Source organism: Mycobacterium sp., from assembly GCF_049683355.1.
Classification (GTDB): Bacteria; Actinomycetota; Actinomycetes; order Mycobacteriales; family Mycobacteriaceae; genus Mycobacterium.
In genome coordinates this window covers 1-6126 of record NZ_JBAUJB010000061.1, presented here as the reverse complement: position 1 = coordinate 6126, position 6126 = coordinate 1, and the positions used below count along the sequence as shown (strand labels likewise).

Annotated in this window: 6 protein-coding genes; 2 read left to right on the top strand and 4 right to left on the bottom strand. The window is 68.9% G+C overall.

Annotated elements, in window-relative coordinates:
• Together WA944_RS03820 and WA944_RS03815 are read right to left on the bottom strand one after the other, a co-directional pair.
• On the bottom strand, positions 1–589 hold a 589-nt coding region (locus tag WA944_RS03820; protein ID WP_526646381.1), incomplete at its 3' end, for an LLM class flavin-dependent oxidoreductase.
• A 129-nt stretch (positions 590–718) separates the two neighbouring features.
• Positions 719–2020: an acetyl-CoA C-acetyltransferase gene (locus tag WA944_RS03815; RefSeq protein WP_526375672.1), complete on the bottom strand. Its 1302-nt coding sequence runs from the start codon at positions 2018–2020 to the stop codon at positions 719–721.
• A gap of 160 nt (positions 2021–2180) precedes the next feature.
• Here WA944_RS03815 and WA944_RS03810 point away from each other — a divergent pair, with 160 nt between their 5' ends.
• The gene (locus tag WA944_RS03810) at positions 2181–3533 is read left to right on the top strand and encodes a 3-oxoacyl-ACP reductase (protein WP_526646379.1); all 1353 of its coding nucleotides are present in this window, start codon (positions 2181–2183) and stop codon (positions 3531–3533) included.
• 34 nt (positions 3534–3567) lie between these two features.
• Positions 3568–4413: a MaoC family dehydratase gene (locus WA944_RS03805; protein WP_526646377.1), complete on the top strand. Its 846-nt coding sequence runs from the start codon at positions 3568–3570 to the stop codon at positions 4411–4413.
• A gap of 6 nt (positions 4414–4419) precedes the next feature.
• Here the strand turns inward: WA944_RS03805 and WA944_RS03800 are convergent, their stop codons facing one another.
• Together WA944_RS03800 and WA944_RS03795 are read right to left on the bottom strand one after the other, a co-directional pair.
• Positions 4420–5037, bottom strand: a complete 618-nt coding sequence (locus tag WA944_RS03800) for a TetR/AcrR family transcriptional regulator (protein ID WP_526372246.1) — start codon at positions 5035–5037, stop codon at positions 4420–4422.
• Positions 5038–5090: 53 nt separating this feature from the next.
• Positions 5091–6126, bottom strand: a 1036-nt coding sequence (locus tag WA944_RS03795) for a glycoside hydrolase family 3 N-terminal domain-containing protein (protein WP_526646375.1), incomplete at its 5' end; no start/stop codon positions are given.

Genomic DNA, 6126 nt, shown 5'->3' with positions numbered 1-6126 from the left:
GCGTCGGGCTGACGTGGTCGCCGAGGGTGGCGGGGCCCGTCATCCAGGTGCAGGTGCCCGACGTGCGGCGACCCGCCAGGCGCAGCAGCTGCGGCCCCAGCGCGGCGATGTACACGTCCGGACGAGGAGCACCGGGAATCATCAGCGCGCCGCGGGTGGTGACAGTCTCCCCCACCGCGTCGGCGGGTTCGCCGGCCAGCAGCGGAAGCAACCCGTCGAGGTACTCGTTGAGGCGGCGCACCGGCTTGTCCCAGGGAATGCCCCACATGCCCTCGGTGACGGCGGCGTGGGTCATGCCGAGACCCAGCACGAACCGGCCACCCGAGGCCAGGCTGACGGTCAGCGCGCGCTGCGCCATCTGCATCGGGTGCTGGTTCTGGATCGGGACGACACCGCTGGCGACCTCGATGCCGTCGACCTCCCTCAGCGCCACCGCGAGCACGGTGAGAAGGTCGGGCTCGAACGGAAGTTGGCTCATCCAGACCCTGCCGAAACCCTCGTCGCGCAGTTGCGCCAGGTTGGTGATGGTGGCGTCGATCGGTGAGCCGGACCCGGCACCGCTGAGCTGTCCGAACATGCTGATCTGCATGCGCTGAACTGTAGTGCCGAACGTAAGAGCCCCGTGTTGCCGTCGGGTCGGGGGGTCAGACGGCAACACGGAGCTATCCCATGTATCGATCCCTCACCTGTGGGCGTTACAGCCCGGGCGAGGTTTTTCTCAGGCCTCCAGGATGGCCGTCACACCCTGCCCACCTGCGGCGCAGACCGAGATGAGGCCGCGCACCGGTTGACCCGTTTCGGCCTTCTTCTCCGCCAGCTGCTTGGCCAGCTGGGCCAGGATCCGGCCGCCGGTCGCGGCGAACGGGTGCCCGGCGGCCAGCGACGAGCCGTTGACGTTGAGCTTGGACCGGTCGATGGCGCCGAGTGCGCCGTCCAGACCGAGGCGCTCCTTGCAGTACTCGTCGGACTCCCACGCGGCCAGCGTTGCCAGCACCACCGACGCGAACGCCTCGTGGATCTCGTAGAAGTCGAAATCCTGCAGGGACAACCCGTTGCGGGCCAGCAGCCGCGGCACCGCGTACGTCGGCGCCATCAGCAGCCCGTCCGGGCCGTTGACGTAGTCCACCGCCGCGGTCTCGCCATCGACGAAGTAGGCCAGGACCGGGATCGACCGCGCGGAGGCCCACTCCTCGCTGGCCAGCAGCGCCACCGAGGCGCCGTCGGTCAGCGGTGTCGAGTTGCCGGCCGTCATGGTGGCGTCGCCGTCGCGCACCCCGAACACCGGCTTGAGTTTGGCCAGCTTCTCGGCTGAGGAGTCGGCGCGCAGGTTGTTGTCGCGGTAGACCCCGAGGAACGGGGTGACCAGATCGTCGAAGAAGCCCCGGTCGTAGGCGGCAGCCATGTTGTTGTGGCTGGCGGCGGCGAGTTCGTCCTGGTCGACCCGCTTGACACCCATCTCCTTGGCGGTGACGGCCGCGTGCTCGCCCATCGACATGCCGGTGCGCGGCTCGCTGTTGACCGGGATCTCCACCCCGAGCGAGGCCGGCAGCTTGCCCACCAGCTTGAGGCGATCCACGTTGGACTTGGCCCGGCGCAGCCCCAGCAGCACCTTCCGGAGGTCGTCGCCGAATGCGATCGGTGCGTCCGAGGCGGTGTCCACTCCACCCGCCGCCGCCACTTCGTAGCGCCCCCGCGCGATGCCGTCAGCAGCAGCGATGGCGGACTGCAGGCCGGTGCCGCAGGCCTGCTGCAGATCGATCGCCGGCGTGTACGACGACAACGCGCTGCCCAGCACGCACTCGCGCATCAGGTTGAAGTCGCGGCTGTGCTTGAGCACAGCGCCGCCGATGACCGCGTCGAGCTTCTCGCCCTTGAGGGAGAACCGGTCGACCAGGCCGTCGAGCACCGCGGTGAACATGTCCTGGTTGGACGCGTTCGCGTACGCGCCGTCCGAGCGCGCGAACGGGATCCGGTTGCCTCCGAGAACTGCTACCCGGCGGGTTGATTTGTTGTCGGCCACATCTGCCTCCCGGCGTCGCGAGGATCGTTGGGGTGTCGAGAGTCATACTACCCACCGTTCTTACTCTGGAGTAAGTTCGTGAGGAGCACAACAGTGGGTACCCCGCAATGGACCTACTTCAAATCGAAGACGTACCTCAGATTTTCCGAAAGGCAGCGCTGTGGCTTCCGACCTCCTCTCACAAGTCGTCAACTCCGGGCCGGGAGGGTTCCTGGCCAAACAACTCGGTGTCCCGCAGCCCGAACCGCTGCGCCGGTACCGCCCGGGCCAGTCGCCCCTGGACGGTTCCCTGCTGATCGGCGGTGACGGCCGCGTGGTGGAACCGCTGCGCACGGCGCTGGCCGACGACTACGACGTGGTGGCCAACAACCTCGGCGGACGCTGGGCGGATTCGTTCGGCGGTCTGGTGTTCGACGCCACCGGGATCACCGAACCCGAGGGCCTCAAGGGGCTCTACGAGTTCTTCACCCCGCTGCTCCGCAACCTGGGCCACTCGGGCCGCGTCGTTGTCATCGGCACCACCCCCGAGGACATCGACAGCGTGCACGAGCGGACAGCGCAGCGCGCGCTCGAAGGGTTCACCCGCTCGCTGGGTAAGGAGCTGCGCAACGGCTCCACCGCGGCGCTGGTCTACCTCTCCCCCGATGCCAAGCCCGCCGCGACCGGGCTGGAGTCCACGCTGCGGTTCATCCTGTCGGCGAAGTCGGCCTACATCGACGCCCAGGTGTTCCGCGTCGGCGCAGCCGACTCCACCCCGCCGGCGGACTGGGACAAGCCGCTGGACGGCAAGGTCGCGGTGGTCACCGGTGCCGCCCGCGGCATCGGCGCGACGATCGCCGAGGTGTTCGCCCGCGACGGGGCGAAGGTGATCGCGGTGGACATCGAGGGTTCAGCCGAGGAACTCGCCGAAGTCGCCACCAAGGTGGGCGGCACCGCGCTCACCCTCGACGTCACCGCCGCCGACGCCGTCGACCGCATCACCGAGCATGTCCGCGAGCACTATGACGGCCGGCTCGACATCCTGGTCAACAATGCAGGCATCACCCGCGACAAGCTGCTCGCCAACATGGACGAAGGCCGCTGGGACTCCGTCATCGCGGTGAATCTCCTTGCGCCGCTGCGGCTTGCCGAAGGCCTGGTGGACAACGGGGTCATCGGCGAGGGTGGCAGGATCGTCGGGCTGTCCTCGATGGCCGGGATCGCCGGAAACCGCGGCCAGACCAACTACGCTGCGACGAAGGCGGGCATGATCGGGCTCACCGACGCGCTGGCGCCGCAGTGCGCCGAGAAGAACATCACCATCAACGCGATCGGGCCGGGGTTCATCGAAACCAAGATGACCGACGCCATCCCTCTGGCGACCCGCGAGGTCGGCAGGAGGCTGAACTCGCTGTTCCAGGGTGGTCAGCCGGTCGACGTCGCCGAGGCCATCGCCTACTTCGCCAGCCCGGCGTCGAACGCGGTCACCGGCAACACCATCCGGGTCTGCGGCCAGGCGATGTTGGGGGCGTGACGGTGAGCGAAGCTTGCGAAGCGAATCGAGGATCATGACCGAGCAGCCGTCGGGCTTGAAGAACATGCTGCGTGCCGCTGCGGGCGCGTTGCCGTTCGTGCCCCGCGACGACACCCTTCCCGACCGCACCCTGACCGTGGCCGAGTTGCCCATCGACCCGGCCAACGTCGCCGAGTACGCCAACGTCACCGGGCTGCGGTTCGGTGACACCGTGCCGTTGACCTATCCGTTCGCGCTGACGTTCCCGACGGTGATGTCGCTGGTGACCGGTTTCGACTTCCCGTTCGCCGCAATGGGTTCGGTGCATCTGGAGAACCACATCACCCAGTACCGGCCGATCTCGGTCACCGACACCGTCGGGGTGTCGGTGCATGCCGAGAGCCTGCGCGAGCACCGCAAGGGTCTGCTGGTCGACATCGTCACCGACGTCAATGTGGGAAACGACACCGCATGGCACCAGGTGACGACATTCCTGCACCAGCAGCGGACCAGCCTCTCGGACGAACCCAAGGCGCCGCCGCAGAAACAGCCGAAGCCGGGGCCGCCGAACGCGGTGCTGCGCATCACGCCCGGCCAGATCCGCCACTACGCGTCGGTCGGCGGAGACCACAACCCGATCCACACGAACGCCGTCGCCGCGAAACTGTTCGGGTTCCCCACGGTGATCGCCCACGGCATGTTCAGCGCGGCCGCCGTGTTGGCCAACATCGAGGGTCGGCTACCGGACGCGGTGCGCTATTCGGTGCGGTTCGCCAAACCCGTGGTGCTGCCGGCGCGCGCCGGCCTGTACGTCGACCGTCACGGCGAGGGCTGGGAACTCACCCTGCGGCACCTCAGCAAGGGACACCCGCACCTCACCGGGTCGGTGACACCGGCCTGACACCCGCTAGTGGGAAGCGACGGCATCTTTGTCTGACGGGGCCCCCTTGAGGCCCAGCCAGAACAGGTCGATCAGCAGTTTGGCTGCGTCGTCGGCGTCGGCGTCACCCGTGCTGACCCGGGAGGCCACCGCCTCCCCCGCGCCCACCAGCGCGACCGCCATCATGTCGAAATCGGTGTCCGGTCCCGGGGACCGGGTGCCCGACCGCAGCAGCCGACCGACGAGTTCGATGATGCGTTCGCGGCCCTCCCGCACGGTGTGGGCGAACCGCTGCGAGCTGGTGGCCTGGGTGTAGAGCACCATCCAGGACGCGCGGTGGGTGTCGATGTACTTCAGGAACGACAGAACGGCGGAGCGCAACAACTCCTTCGGCGCATCGTCGAAGTCGATGTTGGTGCGCACCTCGTCGACGAACCGGGTCAGCTCCCGGTCCAGGCAGGCGCCGAAGAGTTCCTCTTTCGAGCCGTAGTACAGGTACAACATCGGCTTGCTGATCTGCGCCTCGGCCGCGATCGCATCCATGGAGGTCTCGTGATAGCCGTTCACCGAGAACATCTGCACGGCTGCGTCGAGCATCTGCTGCTCGCGGACGGCACGCGGTAACCGCTTGGTACCACCTGCCATGGGTCAGCCTTCCTGCGACGTGTCTCACCACAGGGTAAGCAATACCGGGCCGATCAGCCGCCGCAGTGCGGCGACGGACCCTTGACCGCCGCGATCCGCGTCACCGCGGCGTCCACCCCCGGCATCGTCAGCTCCCCGGCCGCCACCGCCTTCTCCAGGCGGTCCAGCACGGCGGGAACCTCGCGGGTGGTCACCCACAACGCCACGTCCGCGCCGGCCTGAAGCGAACGCAGGACCGCGTCGGCGACCCCGAACCGGTCGGTGATCGCCCGCATGCTGGACAGGTCGTCGGTGAAGACCAGGCCGTTGAACGGCGGGCCGCCGTAGTCGCCGGAGCGCAGCAACGCGTAGGCGGCGGGGCTCAGGCTGGCCGGTTCGCTGCCGGTGAGGCCCGGGACCTCCATGTGGCCGACCATGACGCCGACGGGCGCCTCTGCGGTGAGCGTCCGGTACGGCACCAGGTCGTTGGCCTGCAGCGTCTCCAGGGGCGGGGTGACGACGCTGCCCTCGTGGGAGTCGCCTGACGCCTGCCCGTGCCCCGGGAAGTGCTTGAGCACCGGCAGCAGCCCGGCGTCGCGCAGCCCGCGGGCGTATGCGCCCGCGTAGTCGGTGACCGTGGCGGGATCCGATCCGAACGATCGGTCGCCGATCACGGTGCTGGCCGGGGCGTCGGTGAGGTCGACGACCGGCGCGAAGTCGATGGTGATCCCCAGATTGCGCATCTGCTGACCGCGGTCGAGTGCGGTGGCGTACACCTCCTCGGGGCTACTGGTCTGGGCCAGCACCCGCGGCGCGGGCTGGGAACCGATCACGCTGGACAGCCGCGAGACGCGACCCCCCTCCTCGTCGACGCTCACCGCCAACGGCAGCGGGGCGGCCGTCGCGGCGATGTCGGTCAGGGAGCCGTCCGAGAGCATGGACAGGTCGGTCCAGCTCCCGATCATGATGCCGCCGACGTGATGGGTGTCGACGACCGCGCGGGCGTCGGCGGCCCCGGTCACCCCGACCATCAGGAGCTGGGCCAGCTTGTCGCGGGTCGACATCGCAGCCGGATCTCCGCAGGCCGGCGCGGCCGGGACGGGCGCGGCG

Coding starts and splice junctions, on each gene's coding strand:
- WA944_RS03800 (WP_526372246.1), bottom strand. CDS start 5,037: ATGGCAGGTGGTACCAAGCGGTTACCGCGTGCCGTCCGCGAGCAGCAG.
- WA944_RS03805 (WP_526646377.1), top strand. CDS start 3,568: ATGACCGAGCAGCCGTCGGGCTTGAAGAACATGCTGCGTGCCGCTGCG.